Origin of the sequence: Lentibacillus persicus (assembly GCF_900112705.1) — a bacterium.
Lineage (GTDB): Bacteria > Bacillota > Bacilli > Bacillales > Amphibacillaceae > Lentibacillus > Lentibacillus persicus.
On the sequence record NZ_FOMR01000008.1, the window covers coordinates 14,256 to 39,418 of the forward strand.

General features: G+C 44.8%; 26 protein-coding genes. 17 read left to right on the forward strand and 9 right to left on the reverse strand.

From position 1 onward, the window contains the following. Nucleotides 1–230: 230 nt before the first annotated feature. A complete protein-coding gene (locus BMZ22_RS11270) occupies nt 231–1,625 on the forward strand; it encodes an L-cystine transporter (protein WP_090085569.1) in 1,395 nt (464 codons plus the stop codon). Nucleotides 1,626–1,897: 272 nt separating this feature from the next. Here the strand turns inward: BMZ22_RS11270 and BMZ22_RS11275 are convergent, their stop codons facing one another. Next, nucleotides 1,898–3,706, reverse strand: coding sequence for a DNA ligase D (locus BMZ22_RS11275; protein ID WP_090085572.1), 1,809 nt, complete (start codon nt 3,704–3,706; stop codon nt 1,898–1,900). 90 nt (nt 3,707–3,796) lie between these two features. On the opposite strand from BMZ22_RS11275, the gene ku reads away from it, so the two are divergent. The 3 genes from ku (at nt 3,797) to BMZ22_RS11290 (ending at nt 6,637) form a co-directional block, all read left to right on the forward strand. Next, nucleotides 3,797–4,639, forward strand: a complete 843-nt coding sequence (gene ku / locus BMZ22_RS11280; protein ID WP_090085574.1) for a non-homologous end joining protein Ku — start codon at nt 3,797–3,799, stop codon at nt 4,637–4,639. Nucleotides 4,640–4,762: 123 nt separating this feature from the next. Continuing rightward, nucleotides 4,763–5,785 carry an acyltransferase family protein gene (locus tag BMZ22_RS11285; protein WP_090085576.1) on the forward strand — a complete coding sequence of 341 codons (1,023 nt, stop codon included), beginning with the start codon at nt 4,763–4,765 and terminating at the stop codon, nt 5,783–5,785. A 24-nt stretch (nt 5,786–5,809) separates the two neighbouring features. After that, a complete protein-coding gene (locus tag BMZ22_RS11290; protein ID WP_090085578.1) occupies nt 5,810–6,637 on the forward strand; it encodes a sugar nucleotide-binding protein in 828 nt (275 codons plus the stop codon). A gap of 270 nt (nt 6,638–6,907) precedes the next feature. On the opposite strand, the gene BMZ22_RS11295 is transcribed toward BMZ22_RS11290, so the two are convergent. After that, nucleotides 6,908–8,254 (reverse strand): YjiH family protein, encoded by a 1,347-nt coding sequence (locus BMZ22_RS11295; protein ID WP_090085580.1) that lies wholly within the window; start codon nt 8,252–8,254, stop codon nt 6,908–6,910. A 269-nt stretch (nt 8,255–8,523) separates the two neighbouring features. Here BMZ22_RS11295 and BMZ22_RS11300 point away from each other — a divergent pair, with 269 nt between their 5' ends. From BMZ22_RS11300 to BMZ22_RS11310, 4 genes are all read left to right on the forward strand, one after another. Next, a complete protein-coding gene (locus BMZ22_RS11300; RefSeq protein WP_090085582.1) occupies nt 8,524–8,841 on the forward strand; it encodes a phasin family protein in 318 nt (105 codons plus the stop codon). A 121-nt stretch (nt 8,842–8,962) separates the two neighbouring features. After that, nucleotides 8,963–9,103 carry a hypothetical protein gene (locus BMZ22_RS16970; RefSeq protein WP_177183431.1) on the forward strand — a complete coding sequence of 47 codons (141 nt, stop codon included), beginning with the start codon at nt 8,963–8,965 and terminating at the stop codon, nt 9,101–9,103. A gap of 108 nt (nt 9,104–9,211) precedes the next feature. After that, nucleotides 9,212–9,502, forward strand: coding sequence for a DUF5327 family protein (locus tag BMZ22_RS11305; RefSeq protein WP_090085584.1), 291 nt, complete (start codon nt 9,212–9,214; stop codon nt 9,500–9,502). Nucleotides 9,503–9,529: 27 nt separating this feature from the next. Next, nucleotides 9,530–9,898, forward strand: coding sequence for a DUF423 domain-containing protein (locus BMZ22_RS11310; protein WP_090085587.1), 369 nt, complete (start codon nt 9,530–9,532; stop codon nt 9,896–9,898). Here the strand turns inward: BMZ22_RS11310 and BMZ22_RS11315 are convergent. The 3 genes from BMZ22_RS11315 to hemQ all read right to left on the reverse strand — a co-directional run bounded on the left by BMZ22_RS11315 (nt 9,893) and on the right by hemQ (nt 11,726). Then, nucleotides 9,893–10,144: a hypothetical protein gene (locus BMZ22_RS11315; RefSeq protein ID WP_090085589.1), complete on the reverse strand. Its 252-nt coding sequence runs from the start codon at nt 10,142–10,144 to the stop codon at nt 9,893–9,895. The two genes, BMZ22_RS11310 and BMZ22_RS11315, sit on opposite strands and share 6 nt — an antisense overlap. 145 nt (nt 10,145–10,289) lie before the next feature. Further along, a complete protein-coding gene (gene gerQ / locus BMZ22_RS11320; RefSeq protein ID WP_090085591.1) occupies nt 10,290–10,733 on the reverse strand; it encodes a spore coat protein GerQ in 444 nt (147 codons plus the stop codon). Nucleotides 10,734–10,985: 252 nt separating this feature from the next. Further along, a complete protein-coding gene (gene hemQ, locus BMZ22_RS11325) occupies nt 10,986–11,726 on the reverse strand; it encodes a hydrogen peroxide-dependent heme synthase (protein WP_090085593.1) in 741 nt (246 codons plus the stop codon). A 234-nt stretch (nt 11,727–11,960) separates the two neighbouring features. On the opposite strand from hemQ, the gene pta reads away from it, so the two are divergent. Together pta and BMZ22_RS11335 are read left to right on the forward strand one after the other, a co-directional pair. Then, nucleotides 11,961–12,929 (forward strand): phosphate acetyltransferase, encoded by a 969-nt coding sequence (gene pta, locus BMZ22_RS11330; RefSeq protein ID WP_090085594.1) that lies wholly within the window; start codon nt 11,961–11,963, stop codon nt 12,927–12,929. A 168-nt stretch (nt 12,930–13,097) separates the two neighbouring features. Beyond that, nucleotides 13,098–13,889, forward strand: a complete 792-nt coding sequence (locus tag BMZ22_RS11335; protein ID WP_090085596.1) for an SDR family NAD(P)-dependent oxidoreductase — start codon at nt 13,098–13,100, stop codon at nt 13,887–13,889. 332 nt (nt 13,890–14,221) lie between these two features. Here BMZ22_RS11335 and BMZ22_RS11340 read toward each other — a convergent pair whose 3' ends face one another. Next, nucleotides 14,222–15,073: a lipoate--protein ligase family protein gene (locus BMZ22_RS11340; protein WP_090085598.1), complete on the reverse strand. Its 852-nt coding sequence runs from the start codon at nt 15,071–15,073 to the stop codon at nt 14,222–14,224. Nucleotides 15,074–15,161: 88 nt separating this feature from the next. Here BMZ22_RS11340 and BMZ22_RS11345 point away from each other — a divergent pair, with 88 nt between their 5' ends. The 3 genes from BMZ22_RS11345 to BMZ22_RS11355 all read left to right on the forward strand — a co-directional run bounded on the left by BMZ22_RS11345 (nt 15,162) and on the right by BMZ22_RS11355 (nt 17,576). Beyond that, nucleotides 15,162–16,493 (forward strand): HD domain-containing protein, encoded by a 1,332-nt coding sequence (locus BMZ22_RS11345; RefSeq protein WP_090085600.1) that lies wholly within the window; start codon nt 15,162–15,164, stop codon nt 16,491–16,493. Next, nucleotides 16,483–16,983, forward strand: a complete 501-nt coding sequence (locus tag BMZ22_RS11350) for a YwgA family protein (protein ID WP_090085602.1) — start codon at nt 16,483–16,485, stop codon at nt 16,981–16,983. Before BMZ22_RS11345 ends, BMZ22_RS11350 begins: the two co-directional genes overlap by 11 nt. Nucleotides 16,984–17,051: 68 nt before the next feature. Continuing rightward, nucleotides 17,052–17,576, forward strand: a complete 525-nt coding sequence (locus tag BMZ22_RS11355; protein WP_090085604.1) for a YwhD family protein — start codon at nt 17,052–17,054, stop codon at nt 17,574–17,576. A 216-nt stretch (nt 17,577–17,792) separates the two neighbouring features. On the opposite strand, the gene BMZ22_RS11360 is transcribed toward BMZ22_RS11355, so the two are convergent. Continuing rightward, nucleotides 17,793–19,853 (reverse strand): transglycosylase domain-containing protein, encoded by a 2,061-nt coding sequence (locus tag BMZ22_RS11360; RefSeq protein WP_090085606.1) that lies wholly within the window; start codon nt 19,851–19,853, stop codon nt 17,793–17,795. Between the two features lie 168 nt (nt 19,854–20,021). On the opposite strand from BMZ22_RS11360, the gene BMZ22_RS11365 reads away from it, so the two are divergent. The 3 genes from BMZ22_RS11365 (at nt 20,022) to BMZ22_RS11375 (ending at nt 23,217) form a co-directional block, all read left to right on the forward strand. Next, nucleotides 20,022–20,465, forward strand: coding sequence for a YwiB family protein (locus tag BMZ22_RS11365; protein WP_090085608.1), 444 nt, complete (start codon nt 20,022–20,024; stop codon nt 20,463–20,465). Then, the gene (argS, locus tag BMZ22_RS11370; RefSeq protein ID WP_090085610.1) at nt 20,462–22,135 is read left to right on the forward strand and encodes an arginine--tRNA ligase; all 1,674 of its coding nucleotides are present in this window, start codon (nt 20,462–20,464) and stop codon (nt 22,133–22,135) included. The genes BMZ22_RS11365 and argS overlap by 4 nt, the downstream gene beginning before the upstream one ends. A gap of 725 nt (nt 22,136–22,860) precedes the next feature. Beyond that, nucleotides 22,861–23,217, forward strand: coding sequence for a SpoIIAA family protein (locus tag BMZ22_RS11375; protein WP_090085614.1), 357 nt, complete (start codon nt 22,861–22,863; stop codon nt 23,215–23,217). 35 nt (nt 23,218–23,252) lie between these two features. On the opposite strand, the gene BMZ22_RS11380 is transcribed toward BMZ22_RS11375, so the two are convergent. Both BMZ22_RS11380 and BMZ22_RS17390 read right to left on the reverse strand, forming a co-directional pair. Beyond that, complete coding sequence (locus BMZ22_RS11380) at nt 23,253–23,990, reverse strand: YqjF family protein (RefSeq protein ID WP_177183432.1); 738 nt, start codon at nt 23,988–23,990, stop codon at nt 23,253–23,255. A gap of 70 nt (nt 23,991–24,060) precedes the next feature. Next, complete coding sequence (locus BMZ22_RS17390) at nt 24,061–24,189, reverse strand: hypothetical protein (protein WP_281242086.1); 129 nt, start codon at nt 24,187–24,189, stop codon at nt 24,061–24,063. 340 nt (nt 24,190–24,529) lie between these two features. Here BMZ22_RS17390 and BMZ22_RS11385 point away from each other — a divergent pair, with 340 nt between their 5' ends. Next, nucleotides 24,530–24,907, forward strand: coding sequence for a YndM family protein (locus BMZ22_RS11385; protein ID WP_090085619.1), 378 nt, complete (start codon nt 24,530–24,532; stop codon nt 24,905–24,907). Nucleotides 24,908–25,163 lie beyond the last annotated feature (256 nt).

Here is a 25,163-nt window from a genome sequence, read left to right on the forward strand (position 1 = left end):
TATTCCCGGGCTTTTTTAATGGCAGAACAATGGCCTTTGAGGGTGGGGTTCGAAGCTAATTGAAAAATTTACCATGGACTTGACACACATTAGGCTGTCCTAGTATATTATTAAAGTATATTAAACTTATCGGAATAATTATCTATGATATTTCCGTAAAGTCAGTTGCTTGTGGCAGTTTCACAGACTTCCGCATAAACTAGGCAAATAACAGGAGGGGGAATACGTTTATGAACACATTTTTAGTTGTAATGAATGTTGTTGTGCTGATTGGATTAATCGGCCTGTTAATCCGCATGCAGCTGAAACATTATTCGTTCAGTAAACGGGTCTTTACAGGGCTTGGTCTTGGTATTGTGCTTGGCGCTGCTTTGCAGGCGATTTACGGCACTGGTTCAGAGGTCATGACTCAGACAACCGCATGGTATGACGTTGTGGGAAGCGGCTATATTCGATTGTTGATGATGATTGTTATACCGCTTGTGATGGTTTCGATTATCCAGTCAATTATCAATCTGGAGAAATCTTCTGAACTTGGAAAAATGTCCGGTTGGATAATCGGATTCTTGGTTTCAACTGCAATGGTGGCGGCACTTGTTGGCATTGGCAGTGCCGTGGTGTTTAATCTGGATGCCAGCCAAATAGAAGCAGGCCAGGCTGAGCAAGAACGCGGCATGGCTATGGAAGAACGCCTCGGTGATGTTGAGGGCATGACGATACCTGAGCAAATTTTGAGCTTTATTCCGTCCAACATATTTCAGGATATGACGCAGGACCGGCCGACATCAGTCATTGCCATTGTTATATTTTCCATGATTGTTGGTATCGCTGTACTTGGTTTGCGCCGGAAAAAACCGGATGAAGCAGCACTGTTCACCAAGGGTATCAATGCGATATTCGCCGTGGTCATGCGGATTGTAACGCTCATTCTACGTTTAACGCCATTCGGTATTCTGGCATTAATGGCAACAACCGTAGCAACGACAGATGTTGCCGGCATTATGGAACTTGGTAAATTCGTAATTGCATCCTATGCGGCACTGATTGCCATGTTCATTATCCATCTGGTTTTGGTCGGTGTCTTTGGCTTGAACCCGATGACCTATTTGAAAAAAGTGTTGCCGGTACTAAGTTTTGCTTTCACCTCACGTTCTAGCGCCGGAACGATTCCTTTGAACATTCAAGCACAGCGTAATTCACTTGGTGTTGATCAGGGGATCGCTAATATGAGTGCGTCATTTGGAGCGACAATTGGTCAAAATGGCTGTGCGGGGATTTACCCGGCGATGCTTGCGGTTATGATTGCGCCATCAGTTGGAATTAATCCGCTCACACCGGAATTTATTATCCAGCTCGTTCTGATTATCGGCATCAGCTCATTTGGTGTAGCAGGTGTCGGCGGTGGTGCAACGTTTGCAGCATTAATTGTGCTGTCATCAATGGGGCTGCCGGTTGCCTTGGCGGGTCTGTTAATTTCAATTGAAGCATTGATTGACATGGGCCGTACCGCACTGAACGTTAACGATGCGATGCTATCGGGCACGCTCACCTCACGCGTTATGAAAAAGCTCAACTTGAAAACGTACAACGACAAAACAGCGATTGAACAAGAAACAGCTGTTTAATGATTAAAGGAACCGCTCAGGGACGGGCGGTTTCTTTATTTGGTGTTTTGCACCGAGCCCTGCGAAGGTGCAAAACACCAAATCGTGCGAGCGCCGCACCAAATCGTGCGAGCGCCGCACCAAATCGTGCGAGCGCCGCACCAAATCGTGCGAGCGCCGCACCAAATCGTGCGAGCGCCGCACCAAATCGTGCGAGCGCCGCACCAAATCGTGCGAGCGCCGCTAAACCTCAATACCTCAATAAGGAAATTTTCGGCCTCTGCCGAAAAGCATCAACTTTGAATCATTGCAAGCACATCGTCGAGCACTTGGTTTTCGCCTGCTGTAAAATACCCTTGGAACGGGCAGCCAACCGTTTGCACACGCTCTATCACATTATCAATTCTGAACATATCGGGCGACAGCTCTTCATTCACCTCATTCCAGAAGAGCGGGGTTGCCACCGCAGCATCTTCCTGCTTCCTTGGGGAGTAGGGGGCAACAATTGTTTTGCCCGCGCCGTGCTGTAAATAATCAATGTACAGCCGGCCGCCGCGTTTATCTTTAAACCGTTCTGTCGTAAACAAGTCCGGCTGGCTTTTTTCGATTGTCCAGGCGATCGCCTGTGTGAAGATGCCTGTCTCCTCGTAAGTCATGCTGGCGGGAGGGATGGGTATATGAACTTGAAGCCCTTTACCGCCGGATGTCTTAATAAACGAAGTGAGCCGCAGATCATCCAGTATCGTTTTTAGGATACAGGCTGCTTTCACGGCGAGTGAAAAATGATCTCTATCGGGCGGGTCGAGGTCAAAGACAATCTCAAGCGGCTTTTCACTCTGAACCGTCTGAAAGGGAATATGGTATTCCAGCGCTCCGTGATTGGCAAACCAGATGAGGGAATCGAGATCCTGACAGACAAAATGCGTTTCGCCATCCTGCTCAACGGACGCAATAAAATCTGGCGCGTAATCCGGCAGATGCTTCTGGAAAAACGATTCGCCGTGGACACCATCCGGACTTCGGATGACCGTTAAAAGCCGATTGGCTAAAAAAGGAAGCATATATGGTGAAATCTCACGCATATAAACGAGCAAATCCCCTTTGGTGAGCCCGGGTGAGGGCCAAAAACATTTGGCCGTATTTGAAATGTTGATTGATTCAGGAAGCATCGCCATATCGAGCCGCAACGTTTGCCATGTACAATCGTCAGCTGATGTGTGGGGAAGCAGTCGTTTAAACGAAGGTTCGCGCAGCTCACTGCCAACGAAATCCAGCGTTTGAATTTCTGCACAAACGGCGGGAGGCAGACGGTATCCACCGTTTTCTTCGGTGCCGTTTTCCACAAATAATTTTTTTAAAGCCGCATATGCCTCCTCGTTCAGTCCATGTTTGCACTTGCCAATTTCCACCGCCGTGCCGTCCCGGTAGACACAGACGGTAAAATAATCATTTTGCGGTTCATAAAGTGTCAGGAATCCTTTAATCATCCGCCAGTTTTTGATTTTAAACCAATCACGGTGCTTTTTCCCTTGCTGGTATCGGCTCCCTTGACGCTTAGCGACGATACCTTCACCTTTATACTTGAAAATGTTCCGCCATACCATCTCTAAATTCTCCGAAAAGTCTACATGATGCAGACGAGCCCCCATTCTACGCTCACCATTAAAGACTTCAGCCAGCTTTCTTTTTCGTTGATCAAACGTTTGATCAATAATCTCCGTGTCCCCGGCCTTAAACAGGTCAAATGCCATAAAACTTGCAGGGCGGCGGGCTGCCTCCGTTTTGATAAGCGCCTGCTTTTTTAATCGGCCGCGTTTTTGGATCAGCGAAAAGTTTCCCTGATATCCGTTATTCAGTACGACCAGCTCCCCGTCCAGGGTGAGCGGCAAATATTCCCTCACATCATCTTCATGTTTCAGGCACATTTCAATAATTTCCGGGAAATTGTTGCTTAAATCATTACCGTTCCGGCTGACTAAGCGTATTGAACTGGGGTCAGACCCCCAATACAGGACACAACGGAAACCATCATATTTCACTTCATAAACCCAATCGTTGCCTTCAGGAAAGGCCTCACTCGGAATTGGCTTCATTACGTGCATATTCAACACCTCTATTTATAAAATGCCCTGCACTGCTGGATAAATTCACGCCTCCAAAGACAAACTATGCGAAAAAGGAGGCAATGTTTTATGCATACCATGTGGAAAGGCACCATCAGCTTCGGACTAGTCAACATTCCTGTCAAAATGCATGCCGCCACCGAAAATAAAGATATTAAATTAAGGAATTTGCACAAAGAATGCAAAACGCCGATTAAATACGAGAAAACATGCCCGAACTGTGATAAGGAAGTTAACAATGACGACATTGTGAAGGCGTACGAATATGCGAAAAATAAATTTGTTGTGCTTGACGATGAAGAGCTTGAAAACCTGAAAAAAGAACAGAACGATAAAGCGGTTGAGATTATGGATTTTGTTAAGTTGGATGAGATTGATCCCATTTACTTCGAGAAGAGCTATTACCTTTCGCCGAATGATGGCGGTGCTAAATCATACAGTCTGCTCCGTTCCGCCCTTGAAGAAACCGGAAAAATTGGGATTGCTAAAATGATGATCCGCTCGAAAGAACAGCTGGCCGTGATCCGGATTTATGAAAATACACTCGTCGTCGAAACAATTCATTATCCGGATGAGGTGCGTGATGTGAAAGACGTACCAAACGTGCCGGCAGAAGACACTAATGCTGAAAAGGAGCTGGAAACAGCTAAAATGCTGATCGATCAGCTTTCGGCTTCCTTTGAACCTGATAAATATCAGGATGAGTATCGTACAGCCTTAATGGAACTGATTGAAGCGAAAAAGGAGGGCGAGGAAGTAACTACCAGTACAGAACAACCGAAACCGGATAATGTCACAAATCTGATGGATGCGCTTGAGGAATCTCTGAACCGTGCGCAAAAAGATAAAAAAGGCAAAACAAAACGAAAACCAGCCGCACAAACGAAAGAAAAGAAAAAAGTGGCAAAATAATATCACTTATTTCAATGCAATTACGTTTCAATAACAAATGCCGTATACTCGACTTAACAAAGCTTTATATGGGGTATAATTAAGGAAAAGGCAAAGGGAATTTAAGTAAAGGATTGAAGCGACATGGAACGTAATGCGTATTTTGACAATGCTAAGCTGATATTAATTTTTCTCGTTGTGTTTGGTCATATTATTCAGCCATTCACAAATGACGCGGCAGGTGTGAACACGCTGTATCTTTGGATTTATACGTTTCATATGCCTGCCTTCATTTTCCTGGCAGGTTTTTTTGCCAAAGGTTCAGGGAATTTAGCTTATATCAGGAAATTAGCACAGAAATTATTGATACCATACTTGATTTTTCAAGTTATTTATACAGGCTATTATTTTCTTATCGGGAAAGACGGCTGGCAGCTCGAAATGTTCTATCCGCACTGGGCGCTCTGGTTTCTGTTCAGTTTATTCAGCTGGCATATGTTCCTGATTCTATTTAAAAAAATACCGGCGGTTATGGGGCTTTCAATTGCTGTCGGAATTGGCCTGATTGTTGGCTACTTTGGCGAGGTCGGGCATACGTTCAGCTTATCGCGTACGTTTGTCTTTTTCCCGTTTTTCCTGATGGGGTATTGGATAACGCAAAAGCAGGTTCTGTTTTTGAAGCGAGTACAGCTGAAAGCAGCAGCGATTGTTGTCATGCTGGTAATTGCGGTTGGTATCTACTATGCACCTGAATTTAACACAGGGTGGCTGCTTGCTTCCAAATCGTACAGTACGTTGGGGCTGCCTGAATATGGCATCATTGCCCGGCTGTTAGTTTACGTGACATCTGCAATTATGGCAGCAGGCTTTTTGGCCTGGGTGCCCGAAAAACGCAGTAAGTTAACATTTCGGGGAACACAAACCCTTTATGTTTATTTGCTTCACGGCTTTTTCGTGCAATTTTTCCGCGAAAACGATATGTTTGCAGTAAATAGTGTGATAGATTTGCTTGGTCTTGCTGCTTTGTCGGCATTAATTGTGCTTGTGCTTTCAAGCAGGCCGATGCGCGGTTTCTGGCAGCCGGTCGTTGAAGGAAAGATGTCCATTTTGAAAGCCCGGCTTATACCAGACGAACGGAAAAAGGATAAGCAGAATCTCAGTGCTTAAAAGCTGAAAAGGATGGTGAGAACCATGAAAGTATGTGTGTTCGGCGCAAGCGGCTATGCAGGTTCTTCTGTATATGATTTGTTGAGAAAGGATTCCGATATAGATGTGACCGGCACGTATCTTGAAGAGCCGGCAGCATTCGATGACTTGTATAAATTGGATGTCAATGAACCCGAATCGTTTTCAGCGTTCTATAAGGAACAACAGCCGGATGTTGTCGTCTGGTCAGTTATGAGCGGTCCGTATGAAGATGAACTCGTACACGAAGGCCTACGTCATGTCATCACGCATCTAACACCACAGACGAAATTGGTGTATCTGTCAACCGATTTTGTTTTTACAGAGGGCAGTGGTCCTTATTATGAAGATCACCCGACGTCCGGTTTGCCGGAGGACCATCCTCTAAGCACGTATACGAATGCCAAAGTTAAGGCAGAGCGTTTTATCAGCAGAGAACTGTTAAATTATACAATTCTCAGGGCCGGACCGATTTATGGTGAAAATAAGATTGGGCAGCTCGATGAACGAACCGACAAGTTGCTTGCTCAATTGCGCCTGCGTAATACAGCTGCTTATCGTGATGATCTTATCCGGACTTTCGTGCATGTCAATGATTTAGCAGGATCAGCAGTTGAGTTTGTGAAGAATGATCTCACCGGGATTTATCATGCCGGGCCGGATAAGCGTCATAGTTTTTACGAGTTCATGACACAAATGGCGGAACAGCTGGGCTATTCTGCCGATTCAGTGGAAAAAGCTTCTGAATATGAAGAGCCGGATAAAGAAATTCCGAAAAACACAGCATTAAAAACTGAGAAAATAAGGAACGCTATCAAGCAGAAATTTCGTTAATATCTATTGAATACGTGAAAAAAAGCTGGGATAGAAGGTTTAAAAGGGAATAAAAAAAGACGAGCGATTATTGGGAAGGGAAGCGGGATACGTCGCTACGGAAATATGCTGCGCTTTCCGCGGGCGGCTGGCGAGCCTCCTCGTGCAAGGCACTTCGGTGTCTCGCCTATGCCTTTTTTCCCGCAGGAGTCTCCGCATATTTCCTCCGCTTACCTATGCTATCGCTCGTCTTTTATATTGAATTTTATTATATTCCGGGTTTAACAGCTTTTAAAAAATCATATGTGCGATCAATGTAATGATCGGCAGCGTGATAAGCGTCCGGAGCAGAAAGATAATAAATAAGTCTTTCAGTGATACCGGTACTTTGGAACCGAGCAGCAGACCGCCGACTTCGGACATGTAAATTAGTTGGGTAACTGATAAGGCACCGATAATAAACCGGGTAATTTCTGCTTCGATTGATGCCCCGATAATCGCCGGCAGAAACATATCAGCAAAGCCGATCAGCATCGTTTCAGACGCTTCCTGCGCATACGGTACCTGCATCAATTCAAGCAGCGGAATGAACGGAAGGCCGAGCCAGCCAAATACCGGTGTATATTCTGCAATAATCAGGGCAATCAGACCGAATGCCATAACAATCGGTGCTACGCCCATCCACATATCGAGAATGTTCTGGCCGCCTTCTTTAAAGAACTTATAAATACTGTTTTGTTTGCTTGCCCGGTCCAATGCTTTTTTATAACCAAACGTAAAACTGTTGTAGCCTGCGGGGATTTCTTCCTCAATGCCTTCAGACGACTCCGTTACATAGGTGTCGGCCTTCTTGGAAAGCGGTGGAATCCGCGGCATAATTAAAGCAGCTATGAACCCCGCAGCAATAACAGTAAGATAAAACGGGATGAACATATTCCCAAGATCCATTTCGGCAAAGATGACAAGTGTAAATGTAATGGATACAACGGAAAACGTCGTACCGATAACGGCAGCCTCACGTTTGGTATAGTAGCCTTCCTCATACTGTTTACTTGTCATGAGAACGCCAATCGTGCCGTCTCCTATCCATGATGCCAATGAATCAATTGACGAGCGGCCCGGAAGTCTGAATAACGGCCGCATAACTTTTGTCATCAGCGTGCCAAAGAAATCAAGCAGCCCATAATTCATCAACAGCGGCAAAAATAGACCGGCGAATAGAAACACGGCAAATAAAACGTGCAATAAATCTCCGAGCAGAAGTTGCCCGGTGACATCACTATGAATTGCTTCAGGACCCAGCCGAAAGAATACCATCACCGCAAAAACAGCAGCTAAAATCCTAGTAATCGTCCAAAACGTACTTGTATAAAATAACCCATGGAAGAAAGGCGTTTTCCCGAAGGCACTTGGCCCGATGATTTTGGCAATAACCGTGAGCACCGCTGTCAGAATTATAATAACCATCATGATTGCTGATAGCTGATCAGCGAGAGCTTCCTGAAGCCGGCCGGCTAAGACGGCAATCGGTATTGTCAGACCATCCCCAGAGCCGACTGGCGTCATGAACAGGAAAACCCCGAGGAGGGAAGGAATAATAAATTTTAAGTGATCACTTATTGTGTATGTGTTTTTCATTAATAGTACCTCACATGTTGTTTAAATTATGACATCATACGATAAATGAATATAACGTATAGCGCATAAATATACATTACCATGCAGAGGTATTGTTACGCAATGGTTTTTAGGGTCGTTGAGAAGAGCTGACTGTGATATAATAAGATAAGAAGAAGCGAAGAAAAATGTTAAACGCGCTGGAATATCGGGAAAAGACACAAACGTATAAATAAATAACCCGAAGCATTTACGTGCTCGTGGATTAATATCGAAGAGGAGTGTTGATAATGAGCGATTTCTTGAAAAAAGGGTTTTTATTGGGACTTGGTGCAGCTGTTACCGGGAAAGAAAAACTGGATAGCAAATTACAGCAGATGGTTGAAAAAAATGAGTTGACGCAGGAACAGGCCAGAACGGTCATGCGCAATTTTATGGATAAAGGCGAAATGAAAACGGATGAATGGAACACGAAGCAATTTGAACAAACGCAGCAGATGGCAAAAGACCTGGGCCTGGCTACGAAGGAAGATATTAACGAACTAAGAGCCCGGATTTCTGAGCTTGAATCCCAACTGGCTGAACGTGAACAACAGGAAAGTCAATGATGCCGATAAATGTCGATTATCTGTAAGTTTTGTAAATTGAAAAAATTGTATTGATATTCGTCGGTGGCAGCAGTATAATCAAATTAGAATAACGTTAATCACAGGGGGAGTATGTGGCGTTATGGAAAGTTTTGCAGAAATGAGAGAGAAAACAGAAAAGAAATTGGGCAGGGGCCTTTATGAAGATGAGCTCCTCTTTATGCAATGGGTATACGAGCGTTATGAACAAGAGCGGGAAACGATAAATACAACAACCAATTGATTATACTGTTATGATTAAAGTCTTGGATATTTCCAAGGCTTTTTATAGTGAGAAGGAAGAGGGCGTGTTATAATGAGCGATGGATTATATGAAAAAGGGTGACGTATAATGGCGGTATCGACTGAAACCGTTCTGCAAAAAATGAAACAGGAATTGGCCGAAGCGCAACAGTCTTCTGCTGATCAAGCCACCATGAAAAAGCACATTGCCAATATTCAGCTTCTTTGTGAGTTATTGATGGAAGAGGAACCGTCTTCTTCTGAGAAACAAACCTCACGCGATATAACAGCTAAAGAAATGAAGGCGATGATGGGTAATAAATCTGTGCGCAAAGGCACCGAACCAGAACACACAATTAACCATGAAGGTGCAAATGGTGAATCCATTTTTGATTTTTAGTATAACCATGAAAGGATCGACACATCAATGAAATTTTTTCTTATACTTGGCGCAATTAACGGGTTTTTGGCCGTTGCACTCGGTGCTTTCGGGGCGCACGGTCTGGAAGCAAAACTGTCCGAAAAAGCCTTGGGAACATGGGTAAAAGCTGTTAACTATCAAATGTTCCATACGATGGCACTTCTTGTAACAGGTCTGCTCATGGCAAAGATTCAAAGCGGCGGCATGGCCTGGGCCGGCTGGATGTTTTTAATCGGCATTGTCCTGTTCTCGGGAAGTCTTTATCTTTACTCGACGAGCGGTATCAAAACATTCGCCATGATAACCCCTTTTGGCGGGGTGGCATTTTTAGTCGGTTGGGTACTTTTGGGGTACGCTGTGGTTAAATATTTATAAAAAGAATAGAAGAATGGCAGCCAGCAGCATCAGTATTCCAGCTTTAACAAACTGTTTGATGCCCTCGGCTGCCTTGTTTGTATTAAATTGCAGCAGACCTTCGGAAAAAATACTCACGGCAACGAGCAGCAGACTGAATAACATCAGGATTGCTGTTCCTTGTACAACTGCTGTCAGGCCTATAATGACAGCAAGTGCGAGCGTGATGAGTTCCATGCGTTTATACTTTTCATAAGGATTGTGCATAGCCATTGCCCCTTTGCAGGTGAAAACAATGCAAGCGCCTGCCAACGTACGAGCGCTTTAGTTAAATATCAATCCTGGAAAATCGGTCTATCCTCCGTTTTCTGCAGCTTTTGTTTATCGTCTGGCACGAGGGGGGTTGAGACATTCACCCATTGGAATTAAACGGATATTCATAATTTAATTCTTCGTCAAACGTGATATAATCCAGATAAATCATTAAAAGTAAGTATCTTCTGCCTGTTTGTCTCTCGCGCAGAATGATATGGTCTCTTCCGGCTGCTTCAACGATTCCACGAAAGATCCTGGCATTCCATTCCTCATTATTTTCAAATGTCATGTACACAGTCGCTTCCTTGCCTTCATTTAACCGCAAAATATTTTCAATATACGATTGCTCCATAGGCATTTGATTCTGACCTGTCGGTGGTTGCATCTGTTGTGGCTGTTGCTGTTGTTGCTGCTGTGGCTGGTTTTGGGGCATTTGTCTCGGATCGTAAACAGGATAATATGCCGGAGAAGATTGTGGATAGTAGTAATATGGATTTGACTGGTAAGGACCGCCGTAATTTGCATTGTTTTCGTCACTCATAAAGAAAACCTCCTGTATCTGAAATAAAAAACCAATGACTGTTCGGGCATGCAGACGAAGCGGGAAAAACAATGTGCTGTTATGTTTCCACTGGTTCAATCATACATCAGCCTGATGATTAGGGCTCCTAAATATACCTATGACAGTGAAATCAAATTGATGACAACTGCAGATGAAAAAATTGGGAGGGGGCGTGACAGCCATTGAAATGAAAAAAGAACCGGCTTTTCGCCGATTCTTTTGATAGTTTAGTTAAACATGTAAATACGTATCGATGTTCGCTTTTGGCAAATGATTGCCGACGAAAAACGCGCCAAATTCGCCGTAAAGGGCACTGACTTCATCGAAACGCATTTCGTAAACGATTTTTTTCAATTGGAGAACATCGTGGGCAAACAGTGTGACGCCCCATTCCCAGTCGTCGAATCCAAATGAGCCGGTAATAATTTGTTTCACTTCGCCGGCATATTTGCGGCCGGTTTTTGAATGTTCATAGAGCAGTTTGGCACGCTCTTTAAAACTGAGTGAATACCAGTTTTCCTCACCTTCACGGCGCTTATCCATCGGGTAGAACGACACATAATCCCATTTTGGCAAAATCGGATAAAGTCGTTCGCGTGTTTTCGGATCTTCTGCGGAACTGTTGCCGCTGTATTGGGAAAGCTCCACAACCGAAACGTATGAGTGTGCAGGAATCAAAAACTCAGCAAATTTAGTTTTATTAAACGCGGTCTCGATATCTGACAGTTCATCCATTGTGGGGCGTAAAAACATAAACATCAGATCGGCTTTTTGACCGACAATTTTATAGAGCGCGTGGCTGCCTTTTTCAGCCTCTTCAACTGCTTCCCATTTTGTCAGCAGTTCTTTAAACTCTTCAATTGCTTCAAGCCGTTCCTCATTCGAAACTTTTTTCCATGAAGTCCAGTCCATCGTGCGCATGTCATGCAAGCAATACCAGCCATCCAGCGTTTTAACGGCTTCAGCTGCCATAGAACATCTCTCCTTCAATTGATTGTTATAATTATAATGCTGTTCGGATCAAGTTTAGCCCGCCCGAGCATGGGATCCAACAGTTTAGTTTTACCATACGTTTTAACTATATCACATTCCGGGAAGGATAAGCATGAAATAGACGGCTTGTCATGTTTCTGTCAAAAATGTTGCGTGACGGTTGTTTTCAAGTCAAAATGATTCGTATAAGATAGGTTGTAGGAGGTGGTCAATATGAGTCATCTTTTTGACCAGATCAATGATCAATTAAAAAATGAAAATAAAAAAATCGTATTTCCTGAAGGGCAGGATGAGCGAATTTTAACTGCTGCCAGTCAGCTGGGAGCCATTGGAATTGTAAAACCGGTTCTGCTTGGCAGTGAGGAAGCGATAAAGCAACAAGCGGACTCAATTGACGTCGATATCTCTTCGTGCGAGCTGCTGGATCCCCATCAGTTCCAGGAATTTGACAAAATGGTTGATGCCTTTGTTGAACGCAGGAAAGGGAAGGTCACGATGGAGCAGGCTCAGCAGGCTTTGCTTGATGAAAATTACTTTGGAACGATGCTTGTCTACATGGATTATGCGGATGGTCTTGTGAGCGGTGCAACACATTCAACAGCTGACACAGTACGGCCGGCATTGCAAATTATTAAAACGAAAGAAGGCATTAAGAAAACGTCAGGTGTCTTTATCATGGTCCGCAACGAGGAGAAATATGTGTTTGCCGACTGTGCGATTAACATGAGTCCTGACAGCCAGGATTTAGCTGAAATTGCCGTGGAAAGCGCCAATACAGCGGAATTATTCGACGTTGATCCGCGCGTCGCCATGCTCAGCTTTTCCACAAAAGGTTCAGCAAAGTCGGAAGAGACCGATAAAGTTGTTGATGCGCTGGAGCTGGCGAAGGAAAAAAATCCATCATTAGTCATCGATGGCGAGTTCCAATTTGACGCGGCGTTCGTTCCAAGTGTTGCCGAAAAGAAAGCGCCGGATGCCGTCATCAAAGGTGATGCGAACGTCTTTATTTTCCCGAGTCTTGAAGCGGGGAATATTGGCTATAAAATCGCTCAGCGCCTGGGTGAATTTGAAGCTGTCGGCCCGATTTTGCAAGGGCTGAATAAGCCGGTAAATGATTTATCGCGCGGTTGCAGCACAGAAGATGTCTATAACCTGGCACTGATTACAGCGAGGCAAGCGTGATCTTTAAGAAGGAAGCGTACAGTAGGGCTGTGCGCTTTTTTATTGGAAAGATTTAGATGAATTGGCACAGTAGAAAGACGCCGGTAGAAAAAAGCATTCATATATGCGACAGTAATAATAAAAGCAACGTGCACACTAAAAATTGAGATGCAAAGGAGAGGGTCTGAAATGACTGTATTTGCCAATGATGCATTAAAAGATGAGCATGCTTTGGTCACTGGGGCAACTGGTGGTATCGGTTCCGCAACAGCAAAGGTCCTGGCTGAAACGGGTGCTGCCGTTACGCTGACAGGTAGGCGGGAAGACAAGCTTGAAGAACTCGCTCGGGAAATCCGTGAAGCCAATCCAAGTGCACACGTTTATACGCACGCTGCCGATCTTGTGAGTGAAGAAGAACGCGGGCAGCTGGTTGAAAGCGCAGCAAACGCATGCGGACCGATTTCATTGCTCGTCAATAATGCCGGCATTTCCGGCGGCGGTCCTGTAGAAAATTTGGAGCGCGAAGACATTGAACGTGTGATGGATATGAACTATACATCGACCGTTTTGTTAACCCAAATCGTTTATGAATCAATGAAAAAGCGACAGAAAGGGGCAATCGTTAATGTCACATCGCTGTCCGGCTTGCGTGGCACATACGGCGGAACGGCATATGCCGGATCCAAATTTGCAATGACTGCTTTCACGCATTCGTTTGCCCTGGAAGCAATTGAACATGGCGTGCGTGTGAATGCCGTCAGCCCCGGGTTTGTTGATACAGACATGGGAAGAAAATCTGCTCAGAAAAAAGCAGACCGGCAAGGCCGTTCGCTGGATGACGTTATTAAGGATTCCATTCCCTCCGGACGCATGACCACCCAGCTTGAAGTAGCCAATACGATTACATTTTTGCTGACCGATGCAGCGGCCAATATTGTGGGCGAATCGGTGAAAATTTCCGGTGGCAGTGTTATGCGGTGAGTGAAAGTAGGGACTTGAGCAGAAGGGTATGGGCGCGAGCGGTTGGAAATGTTCCGGAGCGGCCAATATGTTCCGGAAACGTGAAATATGAGCTCGAGCGGTTGGAAATGTTCCGGAGCGGCCGATATGTTCCGGAAACGTGAAATATGAGCTCGAGCGGTTGGGTATGTTCCGGAGCGGCCGAATATGTGCCGGAAAAGCGAAATATGGGCGCGAGCGGTTGGAAATGTTCCGGAGCGGCCAAATATGTTCGGGGACACCCGAACATGAGCGCATGCGAAACGAGCCGCCGCAGCGTTCCTGCTCCCCGGCTTCATAAAAATGAATGCCCGCTACTGCATTTCGGCAATTTCTTCATTCCGTTTCACCATTTGGTTATACCGTTTTTCAAACTGTTCAAGCTCTCCAATAGAAAAATCCTCGGTGACAATTTCATCGGTCAAATGCTCCAGCGCGTTCTGTACGCGTTTTTTCATGTCCGAAACGGTCAGATCCATGCCCAGAAGTTCCGACAGCGAAGCCATCACGGCAGGGTTTACAACCGGATATGTAAATTTCGTTTCGGCATCCTTTTTCGCAACTTCATAAAAGTCACGAATCAATTCAGCACGTTCCCGCCCTTTTCCTTCCACATCCAAATAGATCTGAATGGCGGCTCCGTCCCGTACGCGGCGCTGTGAGATACCGGCAAATTTACGCCCGCGGATGCTTAAATCATAGTCACCAGGGCAATAAGATCCCACAATTTCATACGCCTCAATATCATCTGTCAGGTCTCGCAGAACAAACCGGACAAAACTGACCATCGCTTCATAACAGTCATAAATGGAGATGCGTTTCATATCCGGCAAAACAAGTGACATGTTCAAAACACCGTCATCTAACGCGACTGCAAGGCCACCGGAATTCCGGACAATTGTATAATAACCATTTTCCGACAGCATTCTGACACCTTCTTTCAAATAAGGCAGACGGGAGTCGGGGATTCCGAGTACTACTGTCTCAGGGTGTGTCCATAGACGGATAGCCGGTGTTGCCTCGCCACCTCTTACAAATAATGACAGAACATCATCAACAGCGAACGACGTCAAAGCTGTATAGGATTTTCCATGAAAATATTTTTTTCCGGTATGGTCAAGCCAGCGAAACCGCTTGTATGCGACCATATCTCTCCAATTTTTCATATGCTTCTCCTTTGATTGAATCTTTTTTCTTAAGGGTAACTATTATATAATAAATGATAACATTGTCGAAAGAAACGGATGGGACCAAATGCCTTATAAAGACGAACAATTACATGAAGAAAAAGTATTCAAAGACCCTGTTCACCGCTATGTTCACGTCCAAGACCGGGTTATCTGGGATTTGATTGCGGCACCCGAATTTCAGCGTTTGCGGCGGATTAAACAACTCGGGACATCGTACCTGACATTCCACGGGGCAGAACATAGCCGGTTCAATCATTCGCTGGGCGTTTATGAAATCGTCCGGCGCATTATCGGGAATTTTGAAAACCGGAATGACTGGAATGATGATGAGCGCTTGCTTTGTTTATGTGCGGCGCTCCTGCACGATTTGGGCCATGGTCCATTTTCACATTCATTTGAAAAAGCGTTTAAACTGGATCACGAACACTTTACACAGCAAATTATTCTCGGTGACACACACATACATAAGATACTTGAACGCGTTGAACCAGGTTTTTCACAAAAAGTCGCGGATGTCATAGATAAAACGTATGAAGACAAGCTCGTCGTCAGTCTCATTTCCAGCCAGATTGATGCAGACCGGATGGATTATTTGCAGCGTGATGCTTATTTCACGGGTGTCAGCTATGGTCACTTCGATATGGAACGGATTTTGCGGGTTATGCGCCCGATTGAGGACCAGGTTGTCATTAAATCAAGCGGCATGCATGCAGTTGAAGACTATATTATGAGCCGTTATCAGATGTATTGGCAAGTCTATTTCCACCCGGTGACCCGCAGCGCCGAAGTGATTTTGTCGAAAATACTGCACCGGGCCAAGTATCTGTTTGAAAATAATTATACCTTTAAGCTGAAGCCGTTTCACTTTGTTTCATTTTTCAACGAGGACGTCGGGTTAGCGGATTATTTAAAACTTGATGAATCGATTGTCTTCTATTATTTTCAGCTTTGGCAGGAGGAAGACGATGTGATATTACGGGATTTATGCGAACGATTCATTAACCGCCGTCTGTTTAAGTACATCGAATTTAACCCGAATCAGCAGATGAAAGAATGGATGGAGCTTTACCGGCTGTTTAAAGCTGCTGGAATCGATCCTGACTATTATTTGGAGGTTGATTCATCATCAGACCTTCCGTATGATTTTTACCGGCCGGGCGAAGAAGATGAACGTCTGCCAATTAATCTTTTAATGCCTGATGGCCAGCTGAAAGAGCTTTCCCGAAATTCGGACATTGTTGAATCGATTTCCGGGAAAAAACGTACAGACCATAAATTGTACTTTCCGGCTGATGTCGTCAGGAAATTGAGTGATGCCCTGCCTGCTAAACAGCGTATTATGGAACTTTTAAATCTTGAACAACCGTTAAAAGGAGAGAACGAACATGCTGACTAATCATGCGAAACTCATGCAATTTTTTGCAGCGGCTAATAAAGTGTCAGGGCGTAAGAAGCTGCAAAAAATGGTTTATATCCTGCAAAAATGCCATGTTCCGTTTGAGGAAAAATATCAATTTCATTTTTACGGGCCGTATTCGGAAGAACTGTCTTTACGGATTGAGGAATTGTGCAATTTGGGATTCATTTCCGAGGAAAAAGAAGCCAAAAGCAATTATATTCAGTACCATTACCAAATCACAGAAGACGGAAATGAATTTTTAAACCAGTTTCAAATGGACATGCCGGATATGACTGAACAAATAAGCCTTTTGAAGGCTAAAAGCTCCCGGTTTCTTGAGCTTGTTTCCACGATGTTTTACTTTGAAGGGTTCCCGGACGAAGCTATTGTAAAAAAGGTTCACAAAATTAAGCCGAAGCAAAAGTATACGGATCAAGAAATTGAAGAGGCTTTTCAATTTATTCAACGTATGAAGCCCGTGCAGTAAGCTTTGAATGAAAGAGCCGGGATGATATACTACAATAAGAACCAATATAGACTAGGAGGGTTCTTGTAATGGCAGAACAATCTTCCAATCAGAAGAAAAATAATCAATTTACAATTATAAAAGATGACCCGAATGATGGGCATGGCGGCTATGGGATAGGCTCGATCAGTCTGGAAAATATGTCGTCTGTCATTGTTGATCCGAACGAAGACCGCGCTTATGTCGACATGGAAGCAATGCATGCCCGCAGTGCTGTGGAGCGTCGCGTTAAGTTTCAAAATGACAGAGAGGTCGTGGCAAATGGCAATGTTTACTGGATCGTCTGGGTGACTACCGAGAAAGGTGAAAACGGGCCGTATTTTGCCGGAGTTGGTGCAAGCGAGCTCATCGTTGACCGATCAATTAAACGTGCTTATAAATCGATGCCGGAGCATGTTAAACATATGGAAAAATCGCTAAAAGGTGAAATTGTGGTCGACAATATGGATGACCATTCCAAAAAGTTACTCCATGATTTCCTCGCTGATTTTGAAGGCGGCGATATGTGGAAAAATTCATCGGATGAGTTGAAACAAGCGCTGGCCGTTGACTAATTGTTAATTACGGGCAATTACCTTTTGTTGATTGCTGTGAACATTTTGTGACTTATTTATGAACAATTGCTTAAAATCTTGTACTTTAATTCCTGAGTTTTGTAAAATATACGTACATGGGCTAACTCATGAATTACTAGGACACAAAAAGAGCTGACTCTTTCACGGAGAGTTAGCTCTTTTTGCATGTTTTTTTCCCGGCCCTGTGTTTAGCTGTCAAAACAGTGCATCGAACACTTTTTCAAACAAGCCTTGTTCTTCTTTTTCATCTTTTTCATCCACTTCCGGTTTTTCCTGTTCTTCCGGCAGATGGGTCGTGCAGTATTCCTGAGGCTCGGTTCCTTCCTTGAAATACATGATTCGGCTTGTGTCACAATACGGCGTAGCCCGCTGGCCGCTTTTAGGGTCAATCGAGACGCCGGTAACACCAGCAGGTATCTCGGGTTTTTTCTCTTCAATCCCTTGATGGGCTTCTTCCATGAAAGATGCCCAGATATTCTTTGCGTAAGCTTCCTCATTTGTTTTTGTGATTTGTTTATTATCGTCATAGCCTGTCCATATGCCTGTCACAAGCGACGGGCTATAGCCGATCATCCAGCTGTCCGTTTCCGTCGTTCCCGATTTTCCGGCATATGTCCGCTTCAGCTGGTCAGCAATAGATGAGCCTGTCACCGCCATATAGCCGTTCAATGACCGGTCGAACATCCCGGTCATCAGTTGACTCAGTACAAAAACCGATTTCGGATCGAGGAGACGTTCATTTTCTTTTTGTTCTCGTTCATAAACAGTCGCCCCGCTTCGGTCCACAATTTTGGCTACTGTGTGGCTGTCGATATCATAACCGCCGTTAGCGAGCATGCTGTAGCTTGAGACCATTTCTTCAACCGTAACGGCGGCCGTACCTAATGCAAGTGAGGGCACGGCAGGCAGATCACCCCCGAAGCCAAACGTTTTTGCTGTATTTGCCAGTTGTTCCGGGCCGAGATATAAATTAGTCTTTACGGCATAAACGTTGTCTGAGACAGCGAGTGCTTGTGCGAGGGTGATTTGCTCGTTTGCATAGTAGCCGTTATAGTTGCTCGGCTGGTACAGTTCCCCGTCTTCAAGCTGGAATGCAGTCGGTTTGCTCATCAGCTTCGTGACCGGTGTATAGCCATTGTTCAGGGCCGCATAGTATAGAAATGGTTTGAACGCCGACCCTGGCATTCGTCTGGCACTGACCGCCCGGTTGAAGGAGCTCTTTGTATAGTCTTTTCCACCGATAAGCGCACGAATTCCGCCGCTATCGGGCTCCATGGCAATAGCACCGATTTCTATACCGCTCCCTGCAGCCATTTCATTTTGCGTATTGTTTTTCAGCTTGTGTTGAAGCTCTTTATCGAGTGTTGTGTATATGTGATAACCGCCTGAGCGAATTTTCTCAGTATCCAACCCGAGTACGTCTGATGCTTCTTTTAACGCGGCATCTTGAAAATAAGGTGCGATTGATACGTTTTCTCGCTCTTCCGGTTCGGTGAATGCTAACTCCTCACTAAGGCTGAGGGAGTGAGCCTGATCAGTTATAAGGTCATTTTTTTGCATGGCGCTTAACACCTGGCGCTGGCGATTTTGAGCATTTTCCATATCGTTAAAGGGTGAGTAATAAGAAGGCCCTTTTGGGATGGCCGCCAGCATAGCCGCTTCGGCCAGAGACAGTTCACTTGCTGATTTATCAAAAAAGTGCCGGCTGGCAGCTTCTGCTCCATAAGCACCATGCCCATAGTAAATCGTATTTAAATAACCCTCGAGCAACTCGTCCTTCGTATAATACATCTCAAGTCTGACGGTATAAAAAGCTTCCTTCAGTTTCCTTGTCCACGTTTTCTCGTGCGTTAAAAATAAATTGCGGGCATATTGCTGTGATAGCGTGCTGGCACCTTCTTCCAGCGAAAGGTTTCTGATATCAGCTATTGCTGCCCCGACGATCCGCTGCAGGTCAAACCCATTATGATCATAAAAGTGCTGGTCTTCAATGGCTAAGGTCGCATCGACTAAATGCGGTGAGATACTATCCAGATCAGTCCAATAACGGTTCTCGGCGCCGCTTTCCTCACCGATGATTTCACCGTCAGTACTGTAATAAATCGTATTTTGATCATTGGCCAGGTCGGGCGGTCCCATTAAAAAGCTTGTAAAATAAACCCCACAAAGCAGTAGAACTCCCAATGCCAGTGCAGCAATGGGCACGGCAAAAAACCATCGAAAATTACTTTCTTTTAAACGTGAATATAATTTCATACGCTCAACCCCAGTTATGGTGCGTTTATACTTTCATTATGGGGAGAAACGTGCAAAATTAAACTTATAAGCTGGATTGATCGGCGTATCAGGGTTAATTTTATTCTGTTGAAATAGCCCCGGGTTTATCGCTATAATAGGGTATTATATTCAGCAGGAGCGATTTTAATGGAAAACAACCCGAAACAGGTAGCGGTTGAACTTAAAACGGCTATTGATGATAACGGCGAGATGGAATACAATACGGTGAGAGCGACGGGCCGTTTTTTTCAAAAAGCGAGCATGGATGTGCTAACCTATGAAGAAACACCGGAAGATGGGCCGCCAATAAAAAATATGATTACAATTTATTCAGACAGAGTGGCGGTAAAACGGACAGGGTTTGTTAATATGCACCAGCATTTCCGTGAACAAAAAACGTCGGAAAACGTTTTTCAGCATCCGCATGGGAACATACATATGGAAACATTCACAAATAAAATCACGTACACGACGCTTTCTGAACACCAGCAAGGCGCGCTTACAATCGATTATAGCGTTAAGCTGAATGGGCAGGATGAACGCAGCCATCGATTAACGTTAACGATTCAACATAAGGAGGACTCCCGATGAGTAATGCATTATCAGAAATCGAGGAAACGTTAAAACAGCAAATTACCACAGCTGTTCTGACAGCCGGTCTTGCTGAAGAAAGCGAGCTGCCGGAAGTCATACTTGAAAAACCAAAAGAAAAAGCACATGGCGATTTTGCAACCAATATCGCAATGCAGCTTGCAAAAATTGCAAAAAAAGCACCGCGTCAAATCGCCGAAGATATAGCTGCCAATATTGACGAATCGAAAGCATCCATTAAGAAAATCGACATCGCCGGACCCGGTTTTATTAACTTTTTCATGAAAAGTGATTTTCTGACTGATCTGATCCCGTCTATTTTGAAGGCTGGCGACACATATGGCCGGACGAACTTTGGAAAAGGCGAACGGGTTCAGGTGGAATTTGTATCCGTAAACCCGACCGGTGACTTGCATCTTGGCCATGCCCGCGGCGCGGCGTATGGTGACGTATTTTGCAACGTTCTTGAAGCGGCAGGGTATGACGTCGAGCGTGAATATTATATAAACGATGCCGGCAGTCAGATTGATAATTTGGCGTTATCGATTGAAACACGTTATCTTGAAGCACTTGGACACGATGCCGAGATGCCGGATGACGGCTACCGCGGAAAAGACATCATTGCGATCGGCGAAGATCTTGCTAAGGAATATGGCGATAAATGGGTGAATGCTGACCGGGATGAACGCCTCGCTTTTTTCAAAGATTACGGCCTGAACATTGAACTGGGGACCGTGAAAAAAGACCTTTCCGATTTCCGCGTGAATTTCGACAACTGGTTTTCTGAACAGTCGTTGTATGATAATGGTAAGGTTGAGGAAGCGATTCAAACATTGCGGAACGGTGGCTATGTCTATGAAGCGGATGGTGCAACGTGGTTCCGCTCGACTGATTTTGGTGACGATAAGGACCGTGTTCTGGTTAAGCAGGATGGGAACTATACGTATCTGACGCCTGATATTGCGTATCATAAGGACAAGTTCGAGCGCGGCTTTAATAAAGTCATCAATGTATGGGGTTCCGACCACCATGGCTACATTTCACGCATGGAAGCGGCAATTCAGGCACTCGGATATCCGGCGGAGCAATTTGCGGTGAAAATTATTCAAACGGTCAACTTATTTGAGAACGGTGAAAAAGTGCGCATGAGCAAGCGGACGGGAAATGCCGTCGCACTAAGGGATCTGATGGAAGAAGTCGGTGTTGATGCGACACGCTATTTCTTCGTTATGCGCTCAAATGATACGCAGTTTGATTTCAACCTTGATTTGGCGCGTTCACAGTCAAATGACAACCCGATTTACTATGTCCAGTATGCCCACGCCCGAATCTGCACGATGCTTGAACAGGCTGAAACAAAAGGATTTGACACGACAGATGACTTCAATGCTGATTTACTGACAACTGAAAAAGAAACCGACCTTTTGAAAAAAATGGGCGAATTTCCGCAGACCGTTGTCGATGCTGCCGAAAAATATGCTCCACACAAAGTAACGCAGTACGTGTTCGACCTGGCGTCATTGCTGCATAGTTTTTACAATGCAGAAAAAGTGCTTAATCCGGATGACGAGGAATTGACGAAAGCACGCATTGCACTTATGAAAGCAGTAAGGGTGATCCTGGCAAACGGTCTCGGCCTGATCGGGATCAGCGCTCCGGTAAAAATGTAACGATAGTATCTTCAATCAGTGGGGGGGTTTTTCCACTGATTAAGGGGAACAAAGGCTAAGTTCGCCACGTCCTCGAAAAAGAAAAGCACTTTTTCTTCGTGCGATGTGTCGCTGTCGCAGTGTTCCTTATCCTGTGGCAACGCCTTTGTGATCAACATCCTGTTGGAGGCTGGGACATAACTTATATATCCAATATAAAAGACGAACTATAATCAAGGTTAGCGGAGGAAATATGCGGAGACTGCGGGTCGGCTAAACCCGGTCACGTCCTGTGACCAACGCCGACACTAGAACATCGTGTTCGTCGGAAGAGAGGCATAGGTGAGACAACGAAGTGCCTTCGCACAAAGCAAGACTTCATCGATTATGCTTCGACCTGCGAGGAGTGCTGCATCACAGAAAAACTTGCAACACGACGAGCACGAGTTGGCTCACCAGCCGCCCGCGGAAAGCGAAGCATATTTCCGGAGCGGCGTATCCCGCTTCCTTTCCTAATTATCGTTCGTCTTTTCATTTATCTTTAAACCTTTTGTTCCAGCCTCATTTAAGGACAATTAGCCGGCTTTCTTAGGAGGATTACTATCCATTATATGCGGGATAACTTGCAGAGGCGATGAGCTTCTGCAAGTTTTTAATGTAAAAGGCAGTGCAAAGTGCGAACTGTTTAATTTATACCCGGGGCGGGGAATTTTACAGTAGGTTTAATCATAAAGGAGGCCAAACCCATGTTTAATATCCTGCCAAGCCGTGACCCGCTCACGATTTGTGTGGAGATTGACGGAAAGGCGACAGGTGAAGATGCCGAAAAGATGGATCAGCATGTAAAAGAGACGTTCGGTGAAAATGAGCCGTTCAATGTCATGGCGATTATTAAAGATATCAACGGAACGACACTGGATGGATTGATGAAGGGGCCGATTGTCGATGCCAAACGCTGGGGACAGTTCCGCAAATTTGCGGTGGTCAGCGAGAAAAAATGGGTGGAAACAGCCGTGAAGATAGGTGATGTTTTGCCAGGTGTCAGCACCCAGCATTTTGATAAAGATGAAATAGAGACGGCCTGGGACTGGATCAGGCAGTAGGAAGAAAAGCTCCCGCGGTCAGTGGCCAAAGCTTTTTAATCTACCTTCTTTAACGGCCAGATGAGAACTCTGCGGGAGCGGGCATAATGCAGAAGCATCCGGTTTCCCATTGCCCGGGGGGACAGAAAAGGGGTAAGTGATTGTTTTTCGATCATGGCTTCTGCATCTGACACCTCCCATGGTTTGTGATGGATACCGATCGTGAATACATTACCTTTCAGCTGCGTCCATAGATAATAGCGTTCCAGCAGCCAATTGCTCAGTGTCCCTGCTTCAGGATACCAGCTTTCTGATACCGGACGATAGCTGCCTTTGAATGCCACATTTTGATTACAGTGCCGCCTGCTGCTGTAATGAAACCATCCGCCTCGTTTCTTCATTTCCATGCTGGCATAAAAATAAGGAAGGGTACCTGCTCTGGCACCCATAACGGGCAGAATTTTCTCTGCGTCAAGGCTGAAAAAATAGATGCCGGGGATTCCTTCACGTCTGACATAAGTGCGCACGTTCAATTCAAGGAATTTCCTGATGTATGGAAAGGGTGGGAGCATGCGCATCCGCAAATCACTGATTTTGAGGGGCGTAATGGAAATCCACGCTTCCCCATTATAGGTGTCCAGTTCCAGATGGTTTGGAATATGGCTGCGGATGAACTCACGGGAAACAGGCATATGCATAAAAAAGACATCTTCCCACTTTTGGGTCATCAGCCACGGACCGTCAGGCAAGGGACTGGCACGATGACCTGTTTCGTTCAAAATGTTTTGATACATGAACGTTCGCTCCTTTGGCTTGTCGGATTTAGTATAAGAAAAGCCCGGAAATTTATTCCGGGGCCTTTTCTTATTTGTTATTTTGTTTCGGGCTTGTATCATTTTCGCGCTGCGGGCTGATGTCTTGTTCAGAGTCTTTTTTCTTTTTTTGCTGCTCAATTGAATCTTGACTGCGCTTCTTTTCGTTTCTGTCGGTCATGATACTGCCACCTTTCAATTGTTGATTGTTCTTATTTGGCCATAGCCCTTTCAAGAATGGTTTAAACATATTCAACAAAGTACGGGCTTAATGGTGATCACGTGTCATAATGGCTATACTGCGCGAAATTTATTCCTGCCTCGTAAAATTGACATTATCCCGGAGGTGCCGCCTTTCCGGCGGAGGCGCAGAGTGTCATTTTCTGATCACGGAGAAATAGGATTTTTAAAGAGTTTATCTCCAACGTGAACGGGAAAAGCAAAATAAGCCCGGTGAAATTCCGGAGGAGATATGTAAATCGGTCGTAACTCTATTAAAAACCAAAAGGAGGTATTGCATCATGGAACATGGAAAGGCGCTTGTAATAAAAGGCTTGCTGACACTGATAGCATTATTTATTGTACTCGGATTAGGATTTGGCGTGTCTTTTGGCAATGTGCTTATAATGACGGCCGTTCTTGGTATTATTTCTTATTTCGCAGGGGATCTTGGGGTCCTTCCGAAAAATGGCAACATCATGGCAAGCATTTCAGATTTTGGGTTAACATTCCTAGTGGTATGGCTGATGGGCATGCTGCTTGCGAATATAGGTTTCACCACGATGGCAGGAGCAGCGCTCATTTCGGCGCTTGTTATCGCAGCAGCCGAGTATTTCTTCCACATTTATATTACAACAAAAGGTCCGGTTGGCCATAGCCGTTATTCAACATCACATTAATATATTAAGCCAAAGCTGTCCTTTGTGAAGGGCAGCTTTTTTCATGAAATTTTAAATTGACGCGAATGGTCAGGGATTATTAATGCAGCCTGATGAATGAACTAATTTTTTAAACTTTCTATAAATCTGTTGACTGAATGATCATTCATACTATAAAGTAATAGACATAACATAAAAATAAAGCGGTCGGCATTTTATTTGAAACGTAATGCAATCGCTAACATTTTCCGTTATACTAGAACAAAGGGGGAGCGAA

What these genes read in the sequence shown, in the direction of transcription:
- BMZ22_RS11270 (WP_090085569.1), top strand. Translation starts at nt 231, where the DNA reads ATGAACACATTTTTAGTTGTAATGAATGTTGTTGTGCTGATTGGATTA.
- BMZ22_RS11275 (WP_090085572.1), bottom strand. Translation starts at nt 3,706, where the DNA reads ATGCACGTAATGAAGCCAATTCCGAGTGAGGCCTTTCCTGAAGGCAAC.
- ku (WP_090085574.1), top strand. Translation starts at nt 3,797, where the DNA reads ATGCATACCATGTGGAAAGGCACCATCAGCTTCGGACTAGTCAACATT.
- BMZ22_RS11285 (WP_090085576.1), top strand. Translation starts at nt 4,763, where the DNA reads ATGGAACGTAATGCGTATTTTGACAATGCTAAGCTGATATTAATTTTT.
- BMZ22_RS11290 (WP_090085578.1), top strand. Translation starts at nt 5,810, where the DNA reads ATGAAAGTATGTGTGTTCGGCGCAAGCGGCTATGCAGGTTCTTCTGTA.
- BMZ22_RS11295 (WP_090085580.1), bottom strand. Translation starts at nt 8,254, where the DNA reads ATGAAAAACACATACACAATAAGTGATCACTTAAAATTTATTATTCCT.
- BMZ22_RS11300 (WP_090085582.1), top strand. Translation starts at nt 8,524, where the DNA reads ATGAGCGATTTCTTGAAAAAAGGGTTTTTATTGGGACTTGGTGCAGCT.
- BMZ22_RS16970 (WP_177183431.1), top strand. Translation starts at nt 8,963, where the DNA reads ATGGAAAGTTTTGCAGAAATGAGAGAGAAAACAGAAAAGAAATTGGGC.
- BMZ22_RS11305 (WP_090085584.1), top strand. Translation starts at nt 9,212, where the DNA reads ATGGCGGTATCGACTGAAACCGTTCTGCAAAAAATGAAACAGGAATTG.
- BMZ22_RS11310 (WP_090085587.1), top strand. Translation starts at nt 9,530, where the DNA reads ATGAAATTTTTTCTTATACTTGGCGCAATTAACGGGTTTTTGGCCGTT.
- BMZ22_RS11315 (WP_090085589.1), bottom strand. Translation starts at nt 10,144, where the DNA reads ATGCACAATCCTTATGAAAAGTATAAACGCATGGAACTCATCACGCTC.
- gerQ (WP_090085591.1), bottom strand. Translation starts at nt 10,733, where the DNA reads ATGAGTGACGAAAACAATGCAAATTACGGCGGTCCTTACCAGTCAAAT.
- hemQ (WP_090085593.1), bottom strand. Translation starts at nt 11,726, where the DNA reads ATGGCAGCTGAAGCCGTTAAAACGCTGGATGGCTGGTATTGCTTGCAT.
- pta (WP_090085594.1), top strand. Translation starts at nt 11,961, where the DNA reads ATGAGTCATCTTTTTGACCAGATCAATGATCAATTAAAAAATGAAAAT.
- BMZ22_RS11335 (WP_090085596.1), top strand. Translation starts at nt 13,098, where the DNA reads ATGACTGTATTTGCCAATGATGCATTAAAAGATGAGCATGCTTTGGTC.
- BMZ22_RS11340 (WP_090085598.1), bottom strand. Translation starts at nt 15,073, where the DNA reads ATGAAAAATTGGAGAGATATGGTCGCATACAAGCGGTTTCGCTGGCTT.
- BMZ22_RS11345 (WP_090085600.1), top strand. Translation starts at nt 15,162, where the DNA reads ATGCCTTATAAAGACGAACAATTACATGAAGAAAAAGTATTCAAAGAC.
- BMZ22_RS11350 (WP_090085602.1), top strand. Translation starts at nt 16,483, where the DNA reads ATGCTGACTAATCATGCGAAACTCATGCAATTTTTTGCAGCGGCTAAT.
- BMZ22_RS11355 (WP_090085604.1), top strand. Translation starts at nt 17,052, where the DNA reads ATGGCAGAACAATCTTCCAATCAGAAGAAAAATAATCAATTTACAATT.
- BMZ22_RS11360 (WP_090085606.1), bottom strand. Translation starts at nt 19,853, where the DNA reads ATGAAATTATATTCACGTTTAAAAGAAAGTAATTTTCGATGGTTTTTT.
- BMZ22_RS11365 (WP_090085608.1), top strand. Translation starts at nt 20,022, where the DNA reads ATGGAAAACAACCCGAAACAGGTAGCGGTTGAACTTAAAACGGCTATT.
- argS (WP_090085610.1), top strand. Translation starts at nt 20,462, where the DNA reads ATGAGTAATGCATTATCAGAAATCGAGGAAACGTTAAAACAGCAAATT.
- BMZ22_RS11375 (WP_090085614.1), top strand. Translation starts at nt 22,861, where the DNA reads ATGTTTAATATCCTGCCAAGCCGTGACCCGCTCACGATTTGTGTGGAG.
- BMZ22_RS11380 (WP_177183432.1), bottom strand. Translation starts at nt 23,990, where the DNA reads ATGTATCAAAACATTTTGAACGAAACAGGTCATCGTGCCAGTCCCTTG.
- BMZ22_RS17390 (WP_281242086.1), bottom strand. Translation starts at nt 24,189, where the DNA reads ATGACCGACAGAAACGAAAAGAAGCGCAGTCAAGATTCAATTGAGCAG.
- BMZ22_RS11385 (WP_090085619.1), top strand. Translation starts at nt 24,530, where the DNA reads ATGGAACATGGAAAGGCGCTTGTAATAAAAGGCTTGCTGACACTGATA.